This is a genomic window from Acidovorax radicis N35, from assembly GCF_000204195.1.
Classification (GTDB): domain Bacteria; phylum Pseudomonadota; class Gammaproteobacteria; order Burkholderiales; family Burkholderiaceae_C; genus Acidovorax; species Acidovorax radicis.
The window spans coordinates 50737-72094 of sequence record NZ_AFBG01000019.1 but is presented as its reverse complement, the minus strand read 5'-3'; the positions used below and the strand labels follow the sequence as shown (position 1 = coordinate 72094).

The 21358-nt window shown below is 65.9% G+C and carries 18 protein-coding genes; 9 read left to right on the top strand and 9 right to left on the bottom strand.

Going from position 1 to position 21358, the window contains the following annotated elements:
* The first annotated feature begins 63 nt into the window (after positions 1 to 63).
* From gcl to ARADN35_RS0110110, 4 genes are all read left to right on the top strand, one after another.
* Positions 64 to 1854 carry a glyoxylate carboligase gene (gene gcl / locus ARADN35_RS0110125; protein WP_010461716.1) on the top strand — a complete coding sequence of 597 codons (1791 nt, stop codon included), beginning with the start codon at positions 64 to 66 and terminating at the stop codon, positions 1852 to 1854.
* A 41-nt stretch (positions 1855 to 1895) separates the two neighbouring features.
* Positions 1896 to 2675: a hydroxypyruvate isomerase gene (gene hyi, locus ARADN35_RS0110120; protein ID WP_010461715.1), complete on the top strand. Its 780-nt coding sequence runs from the start codon at positions 1896 to 1898 to the stop codon at positions 2673 to 2675.
* 50 nt (positions 2676 to 2725) lie between these two features.
* Positions 2726 to 3640 carry a 2-hydroxy-3-oxopropionate reductase gene (gene glxR, locus ARADN35_RS0110115; RefSeq protein WP_010461714.1) on the top strand — a complete coding sequence of 305 codons (915 nt, stop codon included), beginning with the start codon at positions 2726 to 2728 and terminating at the stop codon, positions 3638 to 3640.
* A 62-nt stretch (positions 3641 to 3702) separates the two neighbouring features.
* Positions 3703 to 4449 (top strand): AbiU2 domain-containing protein, encoded by a 747-nt coding sequence (locus tag ARADN35_RS0110110; RefSeq protein ID WP_010461713.1) that lies wholly within the window; start codon positions 3703 to 3705, stop codon positions 4447 to 4449.
* Between the two features lie 105 nt (positions 4450 to 4554).
* Here the strand turns inward: ARADN35_RS0110110 and ggt are convergent, their stop codons facing one another.
* Entirely contained in the window at positions 4555 to 6339 is a 1785-nt protein-coding gene (ggt, locus tag ARADN35_RS0110105; protein WP_010461701.1) for a gamma-glutamyltransferase, read from the bottom strand.
* 204 nt (positions 6340 to 6543) lie between these two features.
* Positions 6544 to 7284, bottom strand: coding sequence for a GNAT family N-acetyltransferase (locus ARADN35_RS26170; protein WP_010461700.1), 741 nt, complete (start codon positions 7282 to 7284; stop codon positions 6544 to 6546).
* Between the two features lie 142 nt (positions 7285 to 7426).
* On the opposite strand from ARADN35_RS26170, the gene pdxR reads away from it, so the two are divergent.
* The gene (gene pdxR, locus ARADN35_RS0110095) at positions 7427 to 8923 is read left to right on the top strand and encodes a MocR-like pyridoxine biosynthesis transcription factor PdxR (protein WP_029413856.1); all 1497 of its coding nucleotides are present in this window, start codon (positions 7427 to 7429) and stop codon (positions 8921 to 8923) included.
* A gap of 13 nt (positions 8924 to 8936) precedes the next feature.
* On the opposite strand, the gene ARADN35_RS0110090 is transcribed toward pdxR, so the two are convergent.
* From ARADN35_RS0110090 to ARADN35_RS0110075, 4 genes are read right to left on the bottom strand one after another with little or no spacing between them, the layout of a single operon-like run.
* Entirely contained in the window at positions 8937 to 10181 is a 1245-nt protein-coding gene (locus tag ARADN35_RS0110090) for a M20 family metallopeptidase (RefSeq protein WP_010461698.1), read from the bottom strand.
* On the bottom strand, positions 10178 to 11956 hold the full coding sequence (gene uraD, locus ARADN35_RS0110085) for a 2-oxo-4-hydroxy-4-carboxy-5-ureidoimidazoline decarboxylase (protein WP_010461697.1): 1779 nt from the start codon (positions 11954 to 11956) through the stop codon (positions 10178 to 10180). The genes ARADN35_RS0110090 and uraD overlap by 4 nt, the downstream gene beginning before the upstream one ends.
* A 2-nt stretch (positions 11957 to 11958) precedes the next feature.
* Positions 11959 to 12918, bottom strand: a complete 960-nt coding sequence (puuE, locus tag ARADN35_RS0110080; RefSeq protein WP_010461696.1) for an allantoinase PuuE — start codon at positions 12916 to 12918, stop codon at positions 11959 to 11961.
* Positions 12919 to 12942: 24 nt separating this feature from the next.
* Positions 12943 to 13611, bottom strand: coding sequence for a GntR family transcriptional regulator (locus ARADN35_RS0110075; protein ID WP_010461690.1), 669 nt, complete (start codon positions 13609 to 13611; stop codon positions 12943 to 12945).
* 108 nt (positions 13612 to 13719) lie between these two features.
* Between ARADN35_RS0110075 and uraH the strand changes: the two genes are divergently transcribed.
* Positions 13720 to 14070 carry a hydroxyisourate hydrolase gene (uraH, locus tag ARADN35_RS0110070; RefSeq protein WP_010461689.1) on the top strand — a complete coding sequence of 117 codons (351 nt, stop codon included), beginning with the start codon at positions 13720 to 13722 and terminating at the stop codon, positions 14068 to 14070.
* A 27-nt stretch (positions 14071 to 14097) separates the two neighbouring features.
* Here the strand turns inward: uraH and ARADN35_RS0110065 are convergent, their stop codons facing one another.
* Positions 14098 to 14640, bottom strand: a complete 543-nt coding sequence (locus ARADN35_RS0110065) for an energy transducer TonB (protein WP_010461688.1) — start codon at positions 14638 to 14640, stop codon at positions 14098 to 14100.
* 68 nt (positions 14641 to 14708) lie between these two features.
* On the opposite strand from ARADN35_RS0110065, the gene xdhC reads away from it, so the two are divergent.
* Positions 14709 to 15545: a xanthine dehydrogenase accessory protein XdhC gene (gene xdhC / locus ARADN35_RS0110060; RefSeq protein WP_029413854.1), complete on the top strand. Its 837-nt coding sequence runs from the start codon at positions 14709 to 14711 to the stop codon at positions 15543 to 15545.
* 470 nt (positions 15546 to 16015) lie between these two features.
* Positions 16016 to 17287 (top strand): urate hydroxylase PuuD, encoded by a 1272-nt coding sequence (locus ARADN35_RS0110055; protein ID WP_010461685.1) that lies wholly within the window; start codon positions 16016 to 16018, stop codon positions 17285 to 17287.
* 40 nt (positions 17288 to 17327) lie between these two features.
* On the opposite strand, the gene ARADN35_RS0110050 is transcribed toward ARADN35_RS0110055, so the two are convergent.
* Positions 17328 to 17711, bottom strand: a complete 384-nt coding sequence (locus ARADN35_RS0110050) for a RidA family protein (RefSeq protein ID WP_010461682.1) — start codon at positions 17709 to 17711, stop codon at positions 17328 to 17330.
* A gap of 892 nt (positions 17712 to 18603) precedes the next feature.
* Positions 18604 to 20448 carry an EAL domain-containing protein gene (locus tag ARADN35_RS26165; protein ID WP_010461680.1) on the bottom strand — a complete coding sequence of 615 codons (1845 nt, stop codon included), beginning with the start codon at positions 20446 to 20448 and terminating at the stop codon, positions 18604 to 18606.
* Between the two features lie 269 nt (positions 20449 to 20717).
* Between ARADN35_RS26165 and ARADN35_RS0110040 the strand changes: the two genes are divergently transcribed.
* Positions 20718 to 21341 carry a Crp/Fnr family transcriptional regulator gene (locus tag ARADN35_RS0110040; protein WP_010461669.1) on the top strand — a complete coding sequence of 208 codons (624 nt, stop codon included), beginning with the start codon at positions 20718 to 20720 and terminating at the stop codon, positions 21339 to 21341.
* Positions 21342 to 21358 lie beyond the last annotated feature (17 nt).

The window sequence follows — 21358 nt, the reverse complement described above, 5'->3', positions numbered from 1 at the left end:
CCGCCGCAAAGGGTGCTTGCCTAGAGTTGCCACATCAACGACCCCAACCGAAGGAGATGTGCAATGCCAAGAATGAAGGCCATCCAGGCCGCCGTGAAGGTGATGGAGAAAGAGGGTGTGAGCGTCGCGTTCGGCGTGCCGGGCGCGGCCATCAACCCGCTGTATGCGGCGCTCAAGGCGCACGGCGGCATCGGCCACATCCTGGCGCGCCATGTGGAGGGGGCCAGCCACATGGCGGAGGGCTACACCCGCGCCGTCGCCGGAAACATTGGCGTGTGCATCGGCACCAGCGGCCCTGCCGGCACCGACATGATCACCGGGCTGTACTCGGCCAGCGCGGACTCCATCCCCATCCTGTGCATCACGGGCCAGGCACCGCGTGCCCGCCTGCACAAGGAGGACTTCCAGGCCGTGGACATTGCCAGCATCGCCAAGAGCGTGACCAAGTGGGCCACCACCGTGCTGGAGCCCGCGCAGGTGCCGCAGGTGTTCCAGCAGGCGTTCCACCTCATGCGCTCGGGCCGGCCCGGGCCGGTGCTCGTCGACCTGCCCATCGACGTGCAGCTGGCCGAGATCGAGTTCGACCCCGACACCTACGAACCCCTGGTGCCCTACAAGCCCGCCGCCACGCGCGCCCAGATCGAGAAGGCACTGAGCATGTTGAATGCCTCCGAGCGCCCGCTGATCGTCGCGGGTGGCGGAATCATCAATGCCGATGCATCGGACCTGCTGGTGCAGTTGGCCGAGCTGCTGGGCGTGCCGGTGATCCCCACGCTCATGGGCTGGGGCAGCATCCCCGACGACCACCCGCTCATGGCCGGCATGTGCGGCCTGCAGACCAGCCAGCGCTACGGCAATGCCAGCATGCTCGCCAGCGACTTCGTGCTGGGCATCGGCAACCGCTGGGCCAACCGGCACACGGGCTCGGTCGATGTCTACACCCGGGGCCGGAAGTTCGTGCACGTGGACATCGAGCCCACGCAGATCGGCCGCGTGTTTGCGCCCGACTTCGGCATCGTCTCCGACGCGGGCGCTGCGCTCAAGCTCTTTGTGGAGGTGGCGCGTGAATGGAAAGCCGTGGGCCAGCTGCGCGACCGCAGCGCCTGGGCGGCCGAGTGCCAGGGCCGCAAGCACAGCGTGGACTACCTGCGCAAGACCCACTTCGACAGCGTGCCCATGAAGCCACAGCGCGTGTACCAGTGCATGAACCGCGCGCTGGGCAAGGACGTTTGCTACGTCTCCACCATCGGCCTGTCGCAGATCGCGGGCGCGCAGTTTCTGCATGTGTACCAGCCGCGCCACTGGATCAACTGCGGCCAGGCCGGCCCGCTGGGCTGGACGGTGCCCGCCGCCCTGGGCGTGCGCGTGGCCGACCCGGCGCGCAAGATCGTGGCGCTGTCGGGCGACTACGACTTCCAGTTCATGATCGAAGAGCTGGCCGTGGGCGCGCAGTTCAAGCTGCCCTACATCCACGTGCTGGTCAACAATAGCTACCTGGGCCTGATCCGCCAGGCGCAGCGCACGTTCAGCATCGACTACTGCGTGCAGCTCGCGTTCGACAACGTGAACATGGCCGAGGGCGAGGTGGCGCGTGGCTACGGCGTGGACCACGTGAAGGTGGTCGAGGGCCTGGGCTGCAAGGCCCTCCGCGTGCACCGCCCCGAAGAGTTTGCGCCCGCCCTCGCCCAGGCCGAGGCCTGGATGGCCGAGCACCGCACCCCCGTGGTCATCGAGGTGATCCTGGAGCGTGTGACCAACATCGCCATGGGCACCGAGATCGACAACATCGTCGAGTTCGAGGAACTGGCGACGCAGCCCACCGACGCACCCACTGCCCTGGCCCTGCTGGACTGAGGCGAGCCGCATTTTTTCCCTCGTGTTACCGGAGACTTTTCATGCCCCGTTTTGCTGCCAACCTCAGCATGCTGTTCACCGAGGTTCCCTTTCTCGACCGCTTCGAGCGCGCCGCGCGCACTGGCTTCGAGGCCGTGGAGTTCCTCTTTCCCTACGAGTTTGCAGCGGAGGACATCCGCGCGCGCATCGACAAACACCAGCTGCAGATCGTGCTGCACAACCTGCCCGCCGGTGACTGGGCTGCTGGCGAGCGTGGCATTGCCTGCGATCCGGCACGCATTGTGGAGTTTCGGGCCGGCGTGGCCCAGGCCATCACCTATGCACAGGCGCTGGGCGTGCCGCAGCTCAACTGCCTGGCGGGCAAGACACCCGCAGGGGTGGATGCTGCAGTACTGCGCCGTACCCTGGTCGAGAACCTGCGCTTCGCGGCCACGGAGCTGAGGGCGGCCGGGCTGCGCTTGCTGGTCGAGCCCATCAACCCCTTCGACATCCCGGGCTTCTACCTGACCCGCACGGACCAGGCGCTGGACATCCTGGACGAAGTGGATGCCAGCAACGCCTTTGTGCAGTACGACATCTACCACGCGCAGCGCACCGAAGGCGAAATCGCGGCCACGCTGCAAAAGTACCTGGAACGCATCGGCCACGTGCAGCTGGCCGACAACCCCGGCCGCAACGAGCCGGGTACGGGCGAGATCAACTACCGCTACCTGTTCGCGCACCTGGACCGCATCGGATACGACGGCTGGGTGGGTTGCGAGTACCGGCCTGCACGCACCACGGAAATCGGCCTGGGGTGGCGCACGGCGCTTGCCGCATGAGCCACAACCCACGGATCGACGAATCACCACCACACAAGGAGAACAAGAGCATGACCGACACCCCCCTCAAACTCGGTTTCATCGGCCTGGGCATCATGGGCGCGCCCCTATGCGGCCACCTCATCGCCGCGGGCCACCAGCTGTATGTGCACACCCGGGGCCGTGTGGCACCACAGATTGCCGAGAGCAGCGCCACGCAGTGCACCACCGCGCGCGGCGTGGCCGAGCGGGCCGACATCGTCTTTCTGATGCTGCCCGACACGCCCGATGTGGAGAAGGTGCTGTTCGGCGCCGACGGTGTGGCCCAGGGCCTCAAAGGCAACACGGGCAAGGTGGTGGTGGACATGAGTTCCATTTCGCCCGTGGCCACCAAGGACTTTGCGGCGCGCATCGAGGCCCTGGGCGCACAGTACCTGGACGCCCCCGTCTCGGGCGGCGAACTGGGCGCGAAGAACGCCACGCTGTCCATCATGGTCGGCGGCCCCGAGGCGGTGTTCGAGCGAATCAAACCGCTGTTCGAACGCCTGGGCAAGAACATCACCCTGGTGGGCGGCAACGGCGACGGCCAGACCGCCAAGGTGGCCAACCAGATCATCGTCGCCCTGAACATCGAGGCCGTGGCCGAGGCGCTGCTCTTCGCCGCCCGCGCGGGCGCCGACCCGGCCCGCGTGCGCCAGGCGCTGCTGGGCGGTTTCGCCTCGTCCAAGGTCCTGGAGGTGCATGCCGAACGCATGATCCAGCGCAGGTTCGAGCCCGGCTTTCGTATCGGACTGCACCAGAAGGACCTGAACCTCGCGCTGTCGAGCGCGCGGGAGCTGGGCGTGCCGCTGCCCAACACGGCGATGGCGCAGGAGCTGTTCAACGCCTGCGTGGCTCATGGCGGGCAGGGGTGGGACCACTCGGCGATGGTGCGGGCGCTGGAGAAGATGGCGAATTTTGAGATTGGGGAGGTCGCTTCGACCTGAAGTTCTCCCAGGGCGGGGTCATGGCAGACTGGGTCTTACCGAGACCAAATCAAAGGTGGGCTATGTCAGAAGCCTCTGATGAGTTCGAAAAACTGCTTGAGGTATTCCAGTCTGAATGCAGGGATGCTGTTCGTTACGTCTATTCAATGCATGCGCTCTACGCTTCAATATTTGGTAGCCAGAGCGCTACGACTGCAATGGGTAGCGCAGCCACGTTCTGGAATACGGCTTTGGATGCTCTGCTGACGTCCGCAGTGGTTACGCTAGGAAGGATTTTCGATCCCGAGGGGCGCAACTATTCCGTGAATCGGCTACTGAAGCACTGTGTAGACAATATCGAAATTTTCGAGCTCACAGCTTTTACACAGCGCCAGATGGACCGGTATGGCCTGCAATCCAGAGAGCAGGCTCAGCAACGGATAGATTTGGCATTTGTTCCCACATATGCTGACTTCCAGCAGCTAAAAAAATCTGTGGAGCAGCGTCGGAAGTTCTACGTCGCGGATGTGAAACCGTTCCGGCATGAGATCTTTGCTCATCGTGGTGTTGCCCAGGAAAGCGAGATATCGAATGGATCTACTTCCATCGATCCCGAGAAGTTGCGAGAGTGCGTACTTTTTCTGCAGGCTCTCGGGCAGTCGTTGCACCAGCTTTACTTCGATGGAGTGCGGCCGTCGCCAACGGTAAGCAATGTGCCCACGAGCGAAATGCTGCTGCAAAAAAACACTCTTGAATCTGCTGCCACGCTACCAGATCGCGTTGTCGCGGATGTGCGCCGGGTCATATCCAGCATCGTGGCCGTGGGCTGAAGAAAAGAAAAAATCCCGCACACCTCTCGGTGAGCGGGATTTCTGATTCAAATTGGCCGCTACCGCACGTTCATCAAGCGGTAGTAGCTATTAATTGAGTAGCAATCAATACCCCAGCGTCTTCCCATCCGGGTTGCGCGGGTCTGAGTAGCCGTACAGCGCGCCGCCGCGAATCTGGATGGTCTGCGTGCGGCCCATCGACGGCTTGACTGCGATGTTGTGGCCGCGTTGCTTGAGCAGGGCCAGGGTGTCGGGTGAGAGGCCCTTTTCCACGCGCAGCTCGTCGGGCGTCCACTGGTGGTGCACGCGGGGTGCGGCAGCGGCTTCGGCGGGGTTCATGCCGAAGTCGATGGTGTTGACCACTGTCTGCAGCACCGTGGTGATGATGCGTGCACCGCCGGGGCTGCCGGTCACCAGAGTGGGCTTGCCGTCCTTGAGCACCAGGGTGGGGGTCATGGACGACAGGGGGCGCTTCTTGGCCGCGACCGCGTTGGCGTCGCCGCCGACCAGGCCGTAGGCATTGGCCACGCCGGGCTTGGCCGAGAAGTCGTCCATCTCGTTGTTGAGCAGGATGCCCGTGCCCTTGGCCACGATGCCGCTGCCGAAGTTGGTGTTCAGCGTGTAGGTCACGGCCACGGCGTTGCCGGCCTTGTCCACCACCGAGTAGTGGGTGGTCTGGTCGCTCTCATACGGCTGGGGCTGGCCGGGCTTGATGCTCTTGCCGCTGCGCGCGGTGTTGCCGTCGATGCCCTTGGCCAGCGACTCGGCGTAGCGCTTGGAGGTCAGTCCCTTGAGGGGGATCTTCACGAAGTCCGGGTCGCCCAGGTACTCGGCGCGGTCGGCGTACGCGAGCTTCATGCTCTCGGCCATGTAGTGGATGGTCTGGGCGCTGTTGGGGCCCCACTGGGCCAGGGGCAGGGGCTCCAGCATGTTCAAAATCTGCACCAGGTGCGGGCCGCCGGAGGAGGGTGGCGGCATGGTCACGATCTCATAGCCGCGGTAGGTGCCGCGCGTGGGCACGCGCTCGGCCACCTTGTACTCGCGCAGGTCCTGCAGGCTGATGGCGCCGGCGTGCGGTGCCATCTCGGCAGCGATCTTCTGGGCGATCTCGCCTTCGTAGAACGCCTTGGCGCCCTGCTGGCCGATCAGGCGCATGGACTGGGCCAGGTCTTTCTGCACCAGCGGGTCACCTACCTTCAGGGGCTCGCCGTTCTTCCAGAAGATGGCCTGGGTGGCGGGCCACTTGCCCATGTTCTTCTTTTCCTGCTGCAGGATCTTCGCCAGGGTTTCGCTCACCGGGAAGCCCCGGTCCGCCAGCTCGATGGCCGGGGCGATCACGCGCGCCAGGGGCAGGGTGCCCCAGGTCTTGAGCGCATGCTCCATGCCGGCCACGGTGCCGGGCACGCCCACGGCGTAGTGGGTGAACAGCGACTTGCCATCCACCACGTTGCCCTTGTCGTCCAGGTACATGTCGCGCGTGGCCTTGATGGGCGCCACTTCGCGGAAATCGAGGGCCACGCTCTTGCCGGTCTTGGCGTCGTGCACCATCATGAAACCGCCGCCGCCCAGGTTGCCCGCATTGGGCAGTGCCACGGCCAGCGCAAAGCCGATGCCCACGGCCGCGTCTACCGCGTTGCCGCCGGCCTTCAGGATGTCGAGGCCGATCTGCGAGGCCAGCTCCTGCTCGGTGGCGACCATGCCGTTGCGCGCCACCACGGGGTGGAACACGTCCATGTCGAAGTCATAGGCGGCGCTGGCGGCCTGGGCCGATGCGGTCTGCTGTACGGCGGGCGCGGGCGCTGCTGCCGTGGTGGGTGTGCTGCCGCAGGCCGTGAGGCTGGCCAGCGCCAGCGCCAGGCTGGAGGCCAGCAGCGTGTGTCGTATGTTCATGGGTGATGCTCCTGAGATGGTTTTTTGCTCTGTAGGAAGGGGAGGGCGGGTGGGCCCTGCGAAGGGCGCCCGCGGCAAGTGTAGGGTGGGCACGCGCTGCGTGCGGGCAGCGGGTTATGCCGATTGAGTATGCACCCAGTGCACGCCCGTTATTCCTGCTTTTTGTGCAGGAGGTGCTGCACGGCGCCGCACTCCTCGATGCCTTCAGCGCGGTGGTTGTGAAGCCCCTGAGCCCAGTGATTCGCGCACCTGCGTCAGCGAGCGCCGCTGACGCCCCTGTGCATCCTGGTTGTCGTCCGACAGCCAGGCCTCGAAAACCTGCCGCAACCCGGGCCATTCGGTGTCGATGATGGAAAACCAGGCGGTGTCGCGGTTGCGGCCCTTGTAGACCACGGCCTGGCGGAAGATGCCCTCGAACTGGAAACCCAGGCGCGCGGCCGTGCGCCGCGAAGGGGCGTTGAGGCTGTCGCACTTCCACTCGTAGCGGCGGTAGCCCAGCGTGTCGAACACATACGCCATGAGCAGGAACTGCGCCTCGGTGGAGGCGGGGGTTTGCTGGAGCAGGGGCGAGAACATCACGTTTCCGACCTCGATGGCGCCATGGGTGGGATCAATGCGCATCAGCGCCAGGGTGCCCACGGCCTTGCCTGTGGTCTTGTCCACCACGGCGAAGTGGCGAGGGTCGGTACTCTGTGCAGCGCTCTGTGCATAGCGGTGGTAGTCCTCGGGCGTGTCGAATGGGCCGATGAACATGTAGGTCCAGGCGCGCGGGTCCGGCGCGAGCCGGTAGGCCGTGTCCAGGTCGGCCGCGTGGCGGTCAACCTGCAGCGGCTCCAGCCGGCAGTGGCGGCCCACCAGGGTGACGCCGGCGGGTTGGGGGCGGGGTGTCCAGCCGGGCGCGGAGGCGCCGATGGGCTGGGCGAAATCATTCATGAAGGTGGACATGGAATTGCGCGGTCGAAGGGGCAAAAGAGAGAGAGGTCGAGCGTGTGACTTTAGGATTCTTGTGGACCATTAAAAAGATCCACTCATGCACAATCTGATGGTGCCACCGGGGTTGCTATCTGGTGGCTTTTCACAGGCCACCATGATCCAACGCCTCCCTGCCATCGACCCCGTCCGCCATGTCCTGCTGGAAGCCCCGCTGGTACGCGACCGGCAGGGCGACTCGCTGCAACGCCAGCTCCTGGCCCGCATCCGCAATGCCATCCTGGATGGGCGCTTCCCCTCGGGCTGCCGCCTGCCGGGGTCGCGGGATCTGGCGGCGGACCTGGGCGTTTCGCGCAACAGCGTGACAGCGGTCTACGAGCAGCTGGGGGCCGAGGGCTACATCGAGCTGAGCCGCCGGGGCACCAAGGTGTCCGCGCTGGACCGCAGCCGTGCCCGAGGCCATGCGGACCCCGCACGCGCTGCGCCGCCGCGCCTGTCCGAACGCAGCGCGCAGGTGGTCAGCCGTTTTGCCGATGCGGGCGAGACACTGGCCTTCAGGCCCGGTGTGCCAGCGCTGGCGCGTTTCCCCCTGAGTGCCTGGAAGAGCTGTTTTGACCGCGCCTTCAAGGCATCTGGCGTGTCGGCCCTGGGCTATGGCAATCCGGCGGGCGAGGCCGCCTTGCAGGGCGCCATCATGCGGCACCTGGCGGTGGCGCGCGGCGTGCGCTGCGAGGCGGGGCAGGTGGTCATCACCGAAGGTGCGCAGGAGGCGCTGAACCTGTGTGTGCGGCTGGTGGCCAACCCGGGTGACACGGCCTGGGTGGAGGACCCGGGCTACCGGGGGGCGCAGACCGCCTTCCAGTGCGGGGACCTCAAGGTCGAAGCCCTGCGGGTGGATGGCGCGGGCCTCGTGGTGCCTGCCGATGCCTGGACGGCAGCGCCGCCCCGGCTCATCTACACCACGCCGTCGCACCAGTACCCCACGGGCGGGGTGCTGCCCGTGGCCCGCAGGCTGGCGCTGATCCGCCAGGCGCAGGCCTGTGGCGCCTGGATCATCGAGGATGACTACGACAGTGAATTTCGCCATGCGGGCGAGTTGATTGGTGCCATGCAGGGCCTGGTGCCTGAAGCGCCGGTGATGTACGTAGGCACGTTCAGCAAGACGCTGTTCCCGTCGTTGCGGCTCGGGTTTGTGGTGCTGCCACAGGCCCTGGCGGCCGTGGCCGCACCACTGCTCAGGGAGACGCTGCGCGGCGGGCACCGCCACGAGCAGCTGGCGCTGGCGGAGTTCATCGAGAGCGGTCAGTTCAGCCGGCACCTGGGGCGCATGCGGCGCCTGTACCGCAGCCGACAGGCGCTGTTGCGCGACGCATTGGCACAGCACTTGGCTGTGCCCCATGGGGTGCAGGGGGGTGACAGCGGCATGCACCTCACGGTGCGCCTGCCGCCCGAATACCCCGACCAGGCGATTGCCGACGCGGCCCGCGCCTACGACATGGCCCCCGCGCCGCTGTCACGCTTTGCCCTGCGCGCACAGCCCGAAGACAACGGCCTGGTGCTGGGCTACGGCAATACGTCCGAATCGCAGTACCCGGCCCTGGTGCAGCGGCTTTCGCGGCTGGCCCAGGCGCAGCGGGCACGGCGCAGCGCCTGAGCGCGAGACCGCATCAGGCGAGCAGGTCGCTCAGCGAGCGCGCAATCACCTTGGTGGCGCGGCGCAGGTCTTCGAGCTGCAGGCGTTCGTCGGCGCGCTTGGCGTGCGATTCGAGCACGGTGCGCGGGCCGGAGCCGTAGATCACGCCGGGGATGCCGCGCTCCACATACAGGCGCACGTCGGTGTACAGCGGCGTGCCCACGGCGGGCACGGGCTCACCGACCACGGCCTGCGCATGCTTCTGGATGGCATCGACCAGAGGCTGGTTGCCGGCCAGCGGCGTCATCGCGTTGGCCAGCAGCAGGCGCTTGATCTCTACGCGGATGCCGTCGCGCTCGCCCGCCGCCTGCTCGATGATGCGGCGGATGACGGCTTCCACCTCCACCGGGTTCTCTTCGGGGATCATGCGGCGGTCGAGCTTGAACATCACCTTGCCGGGCACGACGTTGGTGTTGGTGCCGCCTTCGATGCGGCCGACGTTCAGGTACGGGTGCTTGATGCCCGCCACGTTGGACGTAACCTTCTTGTACTCGTCGTTCTGCGCATACAGCGCGTTCAGGATGTGCACCGCGCCCTGCAGCGCATCCACGCCGGTGTGGGGCACGGCGGCGTGGGCCATCTTGCCGTGCACGGTCACTTCCATCTGCAGGCAGCCGTTGTGGGCGGTGACCACTTCATAGCTGAAGCCGGCGGCGATCATCAGGTCGGGCTTCGTCAAGCCCTTTTGCAGCAGCCAGCCGGGGCCGAGTTCGCCGCCGAATTCCTCGTCGTAGGTGAAGTGCAGTTCCACTGCGCCCCGGGCGGGCTTGGCGACGGCTTCCAGCGCGCGCACCGCGAAGGTGAAGCTTGCAAAGTCGCTCTTGCTCACGGCGGTGGCGCGCCCATACATGGCGCCATCGACGATCTCGGCGCCGTAGGGGTCGTGCGTCCAGCCTTCGCCGGGGGGCACCACGTCGCCGTGGGCGTTCAGGGCGATGGTCTTGCCGCCGCTGCCGTACGGTCTGCGCACGATGAGGTTGGTGATGGACTCCATGCCGTAGGCCAACACGTCGGCGGCGGGCACGGCGTGCTTTTCGGCGGTGTAGCCGAACTCGGTCAGCAACTCGGCCGTGCGTTCGGCGTGGGGGGCGTTGTTGCCAGGCGGGGTGTCGGTGGGCACGCGCACCAGGGCCTGCAGGAAGCGCACTTCCTCGTCGAAGTGCTGGTCGATCCAGGCGTCCAGCGCGGCGTAGTTCTGGGTGTTGTTGTTCGTCGTCATGGTTGTTGTTCCTCTGCAAGTTGGCGCAGGACCTGGGTGAAGGCGTCCACGGCCAGCTGCATGTCGTTGTTGGTGGTGGATTCGAGCGGGTTGTGGCTGATGCCGGAGTTCAGCCCGCGCACGAAGAGCATGGCCTGGGGCATGATTTCATGGAGCTTCATCGCATCGTGTCCTGCCCCGCTGGGCATGCGGAACACGGGCACGCCCAGCGTGTCCACGGCGCGTTCCCAGTGGTGCTGCCAGGCGGGCGCGCTGGGCGCGGCGGCGGCGCGCATGGATTCTTCCAGCGTGTAGCGCAGGCCGCGGCGGGCGGCGATCTTGGCGAGCTGCTCCTTCACGTCGCTCACCAGCGCGTCGCGCTGGGCGTCGGTGGGTGCGCGCAGGTCCAGGCTGAATTGGCAGCGGCCGGGCACCACGTTGATGGAGCCTGCAGGCACCTGCAGCTGGCCGATGGTGCCCACCGAGTCGCCATCTTGCGCGGCGCGCTGCTCCACGTACAGCGCCAGTTCGGCCACGGCCACGGCCGCGTCGCGGCGGCGGTCCATGGGGGTGGTACCGGCGTGGCTGGCGGTGCCGATCATCTCGCACAGAAACCGCACGCTGCCGTTGATGGAGGTGACCACGCCCAGGGGCAGGTCCAGCTCGTTGAGCACGGGGCCCTGCTCGATGTGCACTTCAATGAAGCCCAGGTACTGCGCGGGGTCGCGCTGGAGCTTCGGGATGTCGTCGATGCACAGGCCCGCGTGCTGCATGGCCGCGCGCATGGTCACGCCGTCCACGTCCTTCTGGTCCAGCCAGGCGGGGTTGAAGTCGCCGATGAGCGCGCCCGAGCCGAGGAAGGTGGCCTTGTAGCGCTGGCCTTCTTCTTCGGCAAAGCCCACCACCTCGATGCCGAAGGGCAGGCGCCGGCCGGCGCGGTGCAGCTCGCGCACGCAGGCCATGGGCACGAAGATGCCCAGGCGGCCGTCATATTTGCCGCCGTTGCGCACCGTGTCGTAGTGCGAACCGGTGATGAGGTAGCGCGCGCCTTCTGTGGCGGCGTGGTAGCGGCCCACCACGTTGCCCACGGCGTCAATCTCCACTTCGTCGAAGCCGCAGTCGCGCATCCAGTGGCTGATGCGCTGGGCGCAGGCGCGGTGCGCGTCGGTCAGATACGTGACGGTGAGCTGGCCCTTTTCGGCGAAGCCGGGGTCGGAGTGTTCGGCCAGCTTTTCCTGCCAGTCCCACACGTCGTTGCCCAGCAGGGGCTCGGCGGCGAACTTGTCGTTCAGGCGGATCTCGGCGATGCGGTGGATGTTGCGCAGGGCCTCGGCCAGTTCGAACTCGGGGTGGTTGTCCAGGCGACGTGCAAAGGTGTCGATGATCTCCCGCTTGGGTAGGCCGGTGCCGCGCGGCCCACGCACCGCCAGGATGAACGGGAAGCCGAAGCGCTCGTTGTACGCGGTGTTCAGCGCCTGGATGCGGTCGAACTCTTCGGGCGTGCACTGCGTGAGGCCCGCCTTGCTCTGCTCATTGGTGGACTCGGCCGTGAGATTCTTTGCCACCATGGCCTTGCCCGCCAGTTCGGGGTGGGCGCGGATCAGCCCGAGCTGCGCGTCCTGGCCCGCCGAGCGCACCACCTGGGCCAGCGCATGCTGCAGGTGGGCCTGCGAGCGAAAGGGGCGCCGGGCCAGCGCCTGCTCGGCGATCCAGGGCGAGTGCTCGTACAGGCCGTCCAGCAGCTGCAGGGCCTCGGCAGGGCTGGCGGCGTTGAGTTGTTCCAGGGTCAGTGCCATGCTCAGCCTGCTTTCTGTGAAGGGTAGGGGTGTGCCTGTTTCCAGTGGCGCGCGATGTCGATGCGGCGGCACACCCACACGTCGCTGTGCTGCTGGATATGGTCCAGGAAACGCTGCAGCGCTGTGATGCGGCCAGGGCGGCCCAGCAGGCGGCAGTGCATGCCAATGCTCATCATCTTGGGCGCGTTGTCGCCCGCCGGGTCGCCTTCGGCGTACAGCGCGTCGAAGGTGTCCTTCATGTACTGATAGAACGGGTCGGCGTGCGAGTAGCCCTGCGGCAGCGCGAAGCGCATGTCGTTGCAGTCCAGCGTGTAGGGAACGATGAGCTGGGGCACGGTGGCTCCATTGCTCTTTTTCACGTCCATCCAGAACGGCAGGTCGTCGCCGTAGTAATCGCTGTCGTATTCGAAGCCGCCAAAGTCGGCCACCAGGCGGCGGGTGTTGGGGCTGTCGCGGCCGGTGTACCAGCCCAGCGCGCGGTGGCCCGTCATGCGCTCGATGATCTCCATGGCCTCGGCCATGTGGGCGCGCTCGACCTCTTCGGGGATGTGCTGGTAGTGGATCCACTTGAGGCCATGGCAGGCGATCTCGTGGCCCAGTTGCACGAAGGCCTGGGTGAGCTCGGGGTGGCGCTGCAGCGCGCTCGACACGCCGAACACCGTCAGCGGCAGCTTGCGCTTTTCGAACTCGCGCAGGATGCGCCACACGCCAGCGCGCGAGCCGTATTCGTAGATGCCTTCCATGCTCATGTGCCGCTCGGGGTAGCTCGCGGGGTTGAACATTTCAGACAGGAACTGCTCGCTGCCCGCATCGCCGTGCAGCACGGCGTTCTCGCCGCCTTCTTCGTAGTTGAGCACGAACTGCACGGCAATGCGCGCACCGCCCGGCCACTGCGCGTGGGGCGGGGTCTTGCCGTAGCCGATGAGGTCGCGGGGGTAGGGCCGGGTGGAGTCGTAGATCATGGGCGTCAGGGATTCATCAAAGGGTCACGGCATGAGTGCGGCGGCCAGGTCGCTGGCCGGGCGTTTGCGGTCAAACGTCAGGCTGGCTTCCACGTGTTCCAGGTGGGCTTGCATGAGCGAGACGGCCAGGGCCTCGTCGCGCGCGGCCAGCGCGGCCACGATGTCGCCATGCTCTTCATGCGAGTGCTCGGCGGCGCTGGCGGACTGGTACATCAGCGTGATGAGCGCGCAGCGCGAGATCAGGTCGCCCAGCATCTGCGCCAGCACCTCGTTACCCATGAGTTCGGCCATGCGCACATGGAAGTCGCCCAGCAGCTCTGTGCGGCTGCTCGCGTCGGCCGTGCCCATGGCGGCCTTCTCGCTGGCCACATGGGCGCGCAGGGCCTTGATCTTGGCGGGGGTCACGGTTTGCACAAAGGCACGCGTCATCTCGGTTTCGAGCATGCGGCGCACGGCAAACACCTGGCGGGCTTCTTCGACGGAAGGCGTGGAGACAAAAGCGCCGCGCGCGGGCTCCAGCGTGACGAGGCGGTTCTGCGCGAGCTGGAACAGCGCCTGGCGCACCAACGTGCGCGACACGCCGAAATGGTCGGCGAGCTTCTGCTCGGCCAGCTTGGTGCCCGGCTGCAGGCGGTGCTCTACGATGGCACGCGTCAACGCGTCGACAATTGCACTGGTGGATGAAGATTCCATGGTGGCATGATACGTTGGAATGGCGAAAAGTGTATACACTTTTGGTCTACACGCTGTGGTCTGGCAATCCTCGCCGATCGGCTGTAAACCCGTTTCAGGAGATTCCCTATGGGATTGAGCACCCACGTTCTCGACACCATGAACGGCTGCCCCGCCGCTGGCATGGAGGTGACGCTGTACTCCACCGAGGGTGACAGCGCCACGCTTATCAAGCGCCTGGTGTTGAACCACGACGGCCGCACCGATGCGCCGCTGTTCGACAACGCCAGCCTGCGCACCGGCACCTACCGGCTGCGTTTTGATGTGGCGGGCTACTTCAAGGCCCGGGGCGTGCAACTGCCCGAGCCCAATTTTCTGAACCAGGTGAGCCTGGACTTCGGCATTGCGCATGCCGACCAGCACTACCACGTGCCGTTGCTGGTAAGCCCTTGGAGCTATTCGACCTACCGCGGCTCGTAGGGCGCGAAGCGTCTCAGGGGGATGTACTTAAAGCTGCCCTTCGGTGAGCGTGTCGAGCTGAAAATGCCCACTTTTGTCCCACAGCCAAGTGTCGGTGTAGGTGACCTTGCCCATGCGCGTGGGCGCCGGGAAGGGCGCTGCAGCGCGCACGGTGCGCTCGATTTCGGCCACCACCTCGGGCGCATGGCGCGGGGCACGCATCCAGCGCAGGCGCGTGACCTTGCCGGTGCGATCGATATCGACCTCCAGCACGCCGATGGCATACAGCATGGGCGGCAGCTTGCCTTTGAACACGCGCTGCGCGTTCAGGCCATACAGGTGGGTGGCGGCATCCTGCCGGTAGGCGCGTGCGGTGCTGGCTGCAGACGCGCGGGCCGAGCCTGCGGTGGCGGGCACAGGCCCCTTGACGCTGGGGGGTTCCGTGCTGGGCATGGTGCTGTCCTGCACAGGGGCCGGGGGCTCGGGGGCCGACTTGCAGGCCGCCACCAGCGCTGCAACGGCGGCCATGAGTCCGGCAAGCAGCCAGTGGCAGCGGTGGCTGGAAGAGCGCTCGGTGGGGGTGGGCGGCATGGTGGCTTCTGTGGACTGGAACGAGGCCCCGCAGGGCGGACGACCCTTGATTGCGTGAAGGATCTGGATTGACTGATGTACTTTTACTGCTGGACGGCCTTGCAGCCGCCCCTGCCTGTCTGGTAAGGGTGGAGTCTACCGAAGGCTCGGCCCCGCGTGAACCCGGCGCGTGGATGGCGGTGTTCGCGGACCGCATTGTGGGCACCATTGGCGGTGGCCATCTGGAGCTGCAGGCCATTGCCGAGGCCCGCCGCCGCCTGGGTGGTGGGTCGGGTCCGGCGCAGGTCCGGTCGCCGATGCGTTTTGCGCTGGGCCCGGCACTGGGGCAGTGCTGCGGCGGTGTGGTGCACCTGGGGTTTGAGCGCCTCACGGCGGCCGACCTGGCCCCCGCCGCTGGTTTGCGCGCGCGGCTGACCCCGCGCCAACACCCCGTGGCGCTATTTGGTGGTGGCCATGTGGGCCATGCGCTGGCGCGGGTGCTGGCGCCCTTGCCCTTTGCGCTGACCTGGATCGACAGCCGGGACGGCATCTTCCCGAGCCCGGCGCCCCAAGGCGTGGTCTGCGAACATTCCGACCCGGTGCAGTTGGCCGTGCCCCGCCTAGCCCCCGGCAGCCGCGTGCTGATCATGAGTTTCAGCCACGCGGAAGACCTGGACGTGGTGGCCGCCTGCCTGCGCCGCCAGCGCGAGCAGGCCGACCTGCCTTTCATTGGGTTGATTGGCAGCAAGACCAAGTGGGCGACTTTTTCCAACCGCTTGCATGGGCGCGGCTTTGCACCGGACGAGCTGGCGCAGGTCACTTGCCCCATCGGCATCCCCGGCATTGAAGGCAAGGAGCCTGACGTGATCGCAGTGGCGGTGGCGGCGCAGCTGCTCCAGACACTGAAGGAGGCAGACCAAGGGTAATTCCGGCCCTTTCTTCCCAAGATCGGGGCTGGAATCTGGAACAAATCCTGCATACACTTTTCAACGATTCATGGGTCGCAGCGGTGCCCCGGCCAGAAATTTTCTTTCTGGCCAAGGTGCGCGACCTCAATTTCTGCTCAGAGCGCCCGCAGTGGTGAGCAGGTTGTAAGAACGTGTTTGTGATCCCTCAGGGGTCGCGCAGCGGTCTGTGCGGGATGGAATGCAAGGCGCGGTGCGCAGTGGATAGCCCGGCTATCCACAAGCGCTGCAACGCCGCAGACCACCCGCAAAGACCACTGCCCGAAGGGTTGAAGCGAAATCGGGCGATTGGACGCCCCGGCTGCTTGCATGGGCATGAGCCCATGCGGCGCATCCGATGTGTCCACTCATCCCGATTGCGCTCCAACGCGATCCCCTGCGAGATCGCAAACACGTTCAATGCAGCGCACCCGCGCTGCCAAGGTTGAGATATGGAAAGCTACTTTCTCGACTGGGCCAACCTGCTTTTGCGCTGGGTCCACGTCATCACCGCCATCGCCTGGATTGGCTCGTCGTTCTACTTCGTCTTTCTGGACAGCAGCCTCACGCCGCCCGAGGACGAAGACTTGAAGAAACAAGGCGTGAGCGGCGAGCTCTGGGCCGTGCACGGCGGCGGCTTCTATCACCCGGTGAAATTCGCCGTCTCGCCGCCCAAGCTGCCCGGCCACCTGCATTGGTTCTTCTGGGAGAGCTACAGCACCTGGATCAGCGGCTTCGCGTTGTTCACCGTGTCGTACCTCTACAGCGCCAGCACCTACCTCATCGACAAGTCGCGCATGGACTGGGCGCCCGCCACAGCCATCGCGGTGGCGCTCGCGTTCTTCGTCGTGTTCTGGCTGCTGTACGACGCTATCTGCCGCATCTTCGGCCAACGCAAGAACGGCGATGCCATCGTGGGCGCGCTCGTCTTCGTGCTGGTGTGCATCGCCTCGTGGTTGGCCTGCCACTGGTTCGCCGGGCGCGCGGCCTTCCTGCTGGTGGGTGCCATGATCGCCACCGCCATGAGCGCCAACGTGTTCTTCTGGATCATCCCCGGCCAGCGCACCGTGATCGCACAGATCAAGGCGGGCGAGCCCGTGGACCCCATCCACGGCAAACGCGGCAAGCAGCGCAGCGTGCACAACACCTACTTCACGCTGCCCGTGCTGTTTGCGATGCTCAGCAACCACTACAGCTTCACCTGGAGCCATCCGCAGAATTGGCTGGTGCTGATCCTGATGATGTTCGCGGGTGCGGCCATCCGCCAGTTCTTCGTGATGCGCCACGGCTACAAGCTGGGCCGCAATGGCAACCCGCTGCCCTATGCGCTGGTGGGCGTGGCGGTGATCGTGGGCGCCATCGCCTGGATGCGCCCGGCACCCGTCGCCGCTGTTGCAGCCGTGGCCACCCCCGCGCTAGCTACCGGTGTTGCTCCTGTTTTAGGAGCTACCGGTGAAGGCGCAGCGGGGGCAGGCGGCCAAACTGACTTCAAATCGGTGCAGGCTGTGCTGGAGCAGCGCTGCTACATGTGCCATGGCGAGCAGGTGCAGATGAAGAACCTGCGGCTTGATTCGCCCGCGCTGGCCCAGCAGCATGCCCAGGCCGTCTACCAGCAGGTGGTGGTACAAAAGCTCATGCCCATGAACAACGCCACGGGTATGACGGATGCCGAGCGTGCGCTGGTCAAGCGCTGGTTCGAGGCAGGGGCGCCCACGGGGCCTTGAGGGTTACGGAGTACAGCGTCACTCTGCGCTCAAGCGAAACCTAGCCCTTGACGACGGTGGCGTCGATCTCCACCACCTGCCCCGGGTATCCCAGGCGGGCGACACCCAGGAGCGTTGCCGGAGGCACTTGCCCGCCAAAGTGCTCGGTCACGGCATCCCAGGCCGCTGAAAGGTCGGCCTGTTCGCCGACGACGTAGACAACCAGGCGGCGAATGTCTGGCGCGGCAAACCCGTGAACCGCCAGAACCTTGTTCAGGTTCGCCAGGCACTGCGATGCCTGGGCGCACGGATTTCCGGGTGCCACGATCGAGCCATCGGAGGCTTGCGGCACCTGGCCCGCAAGGAAAAGCTGGCTTCCAACGCGCTGCGCGTACTGATAGTGCGGTGTACTTGGCAGGCCTGCAGCGATTTCGGCTTCGTTCATGGGTGGTGCAGAGGGAGATGTGGCGCGAGTTCTTTTGTGGCGCCTAGCGTTTGGCATGAGGCTTAGGCCTCGTCATTGCTGGTGCTCAGTCATGGGCCTGATGCTCAAGTTGGTACCACTGCTCACCCTCTGGCGCCCGGTTGGACACCAGACTGACAGAGAACTTTGCAGCTGAACGCAGTATTGGTTGGGGTCGCGGACTGGTCCGTGAGCTGAAGTCGCCATTCCACCTCCGATGATGCTCCACGTGCACGACTGTGGAGTTTGATCGGAATACCAGGACGAATTCGCCTTCAGTCACTTCGGCAGGCAGTGTCATGCGGCACTTGAGCCAGCCAAGTTGCAACGCCCTGCAGTTGCTCTCGCGGGTTGAGTGCGGGCCAAAGGTGAACAATTCACTCCAGTCCAGTGGGAGTACGCTTGCCAGATCTACCTCGTGGACTTTCTCGGATCGAACCAGCTTTCCGAGGGCTGTGCTGAACTCACCTGCTGGCTCGGCAGTGGTACAGGCGACGAGTATTGCGAGGACGCTCGCAAGCGCGATGGCTCTTGCGGAATTCAGGATGGGTCGCATGGAGGTCTAACGTGATGCATCCTGCAAACCTAGCGAAACAAGCTGGGCAGTGCGGGGTCTTCTGGACACGGATTTCTTATGGAAGTGGCTTGCAGCCTGGGATTGCGGAAGGTACCCAGATAAAGAAACTCCGCGAAATGCGGCACGCCTCAGCCGGGCAAACTATAGCCTGCGAGATTGAAAGGCAGAGTGACCAAGACTCCCGCTTGAGCCGCGCAAAGAGCCAATGAACCGATGTGGCGGCGCTCAGAGGCGCGCTAGAGGTCGAGGCGAACTGGCTTGCCGCGTGAATCGCCCAGTCCCTACACCCGACGGAAACTACGCCGCCAACACATCCTGCAGCGCCCGCGTAGCCGCCAGCGCGCCCAGGCTGGATTCGGTGAAGCCGCCGTGCAGCACCACACCGGTGGCGGCCAGTTTGGCCTCGTGTTTGGCCACGGCGGCCAGGTTGGCCACTTCTTCGGCGTGCCGGAAGCGCCCGGGCGTGATGCGCACGGCACCAATGGCCAACGTGGTGCATGGAAAGAACCGCCGCACGCCATGCCGGTCTTCTGCGTGGATGCCGCCCGCCAGCCGGGCGCCGTCGTCAAACAGCGTGACGGCCTCGCGTGCGAACTCGTCCACGATGTTCTTGCAGCGCTGCAGCCAGTTGCTGCTTTGAAAGATCAGCATGAAATCGTCCCCGCCCACATGGCCCACGAAGTCGCGGCGCGCGTCGCAGTGGGCCGTGGCCAGGCGCGCCACCAGGCGGATCATCTGGTCGCCGCGCCAGTAGCCGTAGTGGTCGTTAAAGGGCTTGAAGTTGTTCAGGTCTGCATAACAGGCCACAAACTCGGTGCCGCTTTCCAGCAGGCGCTGCATGTGCAGGCTGATGGGGATGTTGCCGGGCAGAAAGGTGAGCGGGTTGGCGTGCCGCGCGGCTTCGATGCGGGTCTCGGTCACGGCGCGCACCAGCTGGTCGCCCGTGCCCAGGCCCAGGTAGCGGCCATTGTCGGTCACGATGTAGCCGTCGCTCAGGTAGCGCTGGTCCTGCGAGGTGAGGATGCCCACGAGCTGGTCCACATCGCAGTCCAGCTCCACCACCCGCGGCGCCTGGTTGGCGAATGCCAGGCACGATTTGCGGCCGTGCACTTCGCGGAAGTACAGCGTGGCGTAGTGGTTCATGAACTGCTGGCGGTTGATGAGCGCCACGGGGCGGGTGCCATCGACCACGGCCAGCGCGTGCAGGTCGGTGTGCTGGTGGAAGATCGCGGCCACCGCATCGTTGCTGGTGGCAGGCGCGGCCGTGGGGGCTTGCACCACCAGCAGGCTGCGCAGAATGCCGGGGCGTGCCGTCTGGCCCAGGTAGGGCAGCACGGCCACGCGGCGGTCTTGCATCACGTCCAGCGCGGGGCCATCGACGGCCTCGCGCGGCGCCCTGGCCGGGCGGCCCAGCAGCCATCCCTGGCCGTAAGGAACGTCCAGGTCCCGCAGTGCGCGCAGGTCGTCGCGCGTCTCGATGCCTTCGGCAATCAGCTTGGTGCCAAACACATGGGCGATGCCCTTGATCGCCTGCAGCATCTGCAGGTTCTCGGGCTGGTTGCTGATGTCGCGGATGAAATACTTGTCGATCTTCACGAAGTCGGGCTTGACCTCGGACCACAGTCGCAGGCTGGAGCGGCCGTCGCCAAAGTCATCGAGCGCCATGCGCGCGCCGCAGGCGTGCACGGCCTTGATGGCCTGGCGCAGCTGGGGCATGTCGGTCACGCGTTCGTGTTCGGTGATCTCCAGCACCAGCATGCGGGCGCTCACGCCAAAGCTGCGCACCGTCTCCCCCAGCATCGGTGCGCCCACCAGGGCCACGCCGTGCACCAGCGCGTCTGCGCTGATATTCACGAACACGCGGCCTGGGGCCTCCTGCTCGCCCCACTGCTGCAGGGCGGTGAACACGCACAGCAGCTCGAAGTCCTGCAGGATGTGTTCGCTCCGGGCCAGCTCCAGCAAGGCATCGGGGGTATGCAAAGGGGTGCCCTGCGGTCCCCGGATCAGGGCTTCATGGGCGTACACACTGCCTTCGCGCAGATCGGCGAGGGGCTGAAAAACGCAGTGCAATCCCCCTGCGCGCATGAGTTGTGCCAGGGGCCCCGTGCCATGGCGCGCAGCCGGGGACAGCAAGGCCATCATGGCCTCCAGTCGGCTCCAAGGGGGGTTGTGCGTCACGGTGGGTCGGTGGTCTCTGGGCAAGGTGTCCACCATACCGGCGGGGTGTGACAACCTGGTTACACACTGTTTCGAATGGCTGCTCCATCCTTTTGCCGGGTTGGGGGGTGAAGAGGGTGCTCCTGCGGCTTTCTGTGCGTTGGCGCAATCCCCGGGCGGTGCGGCGCTGCCGTGAGGGCGCGGTTTGATCTTGCTCAATGCCCAGCGTGCCGGGGCGCGGCACAGTCCGTTCCATGCTGCCCTCTACCTATTTCTCACTGCCCGCCGAAACCGAGGTCCTTGCCGCCGGTGAAGTGCTGCGCAGGCGCAACGAGGTGCTGACATCCGTGCTGCACCTGGAAAGTGGCCGCGTGCTGCGCGGCGTGCTGGACGATGGCTACCTGCGCCACCAATTGGGGGCCGTGGAAGGGCCGTTCTGGCTGGACGCCGCGTCGGCCCTGATGGGCATGCCGCTGCCGGTGGACATGGTGGCCGACACCCGCGTGCAGGTGCGCCGCCTGCCGATTGAGGAGTTTCGCCGCAGCCTCGCAGAAATGCCGGCGGGTGCCCGCGGCCTGCTGCTTGACATGGCGCAGGGTTACCGCCAGCAGTCCGAGCTGGCGGTGAGCCGCCTTGCGCAAGATGCCGAATCGCGCTGCGCGCAGTGGCTTCTCAAACATGCCGAGCCCGACCACAGCGGCACCATGCAGGTCACGCTGCACCAGCGCAAGCGCCTGATTGCGGCGCAACTCGGCATCGCCCCCGAGACCTTCTCGCGCGTGCTGCGCCATTTGCGGGAGCTGGGCCTCATCCACGGGACGGGCAACGTCCTGAACCTGCCCCAGCCCCGGGCGCTGCAGTCCATGGCCGGTTGCTGAACTGAACCCAGCGTGGA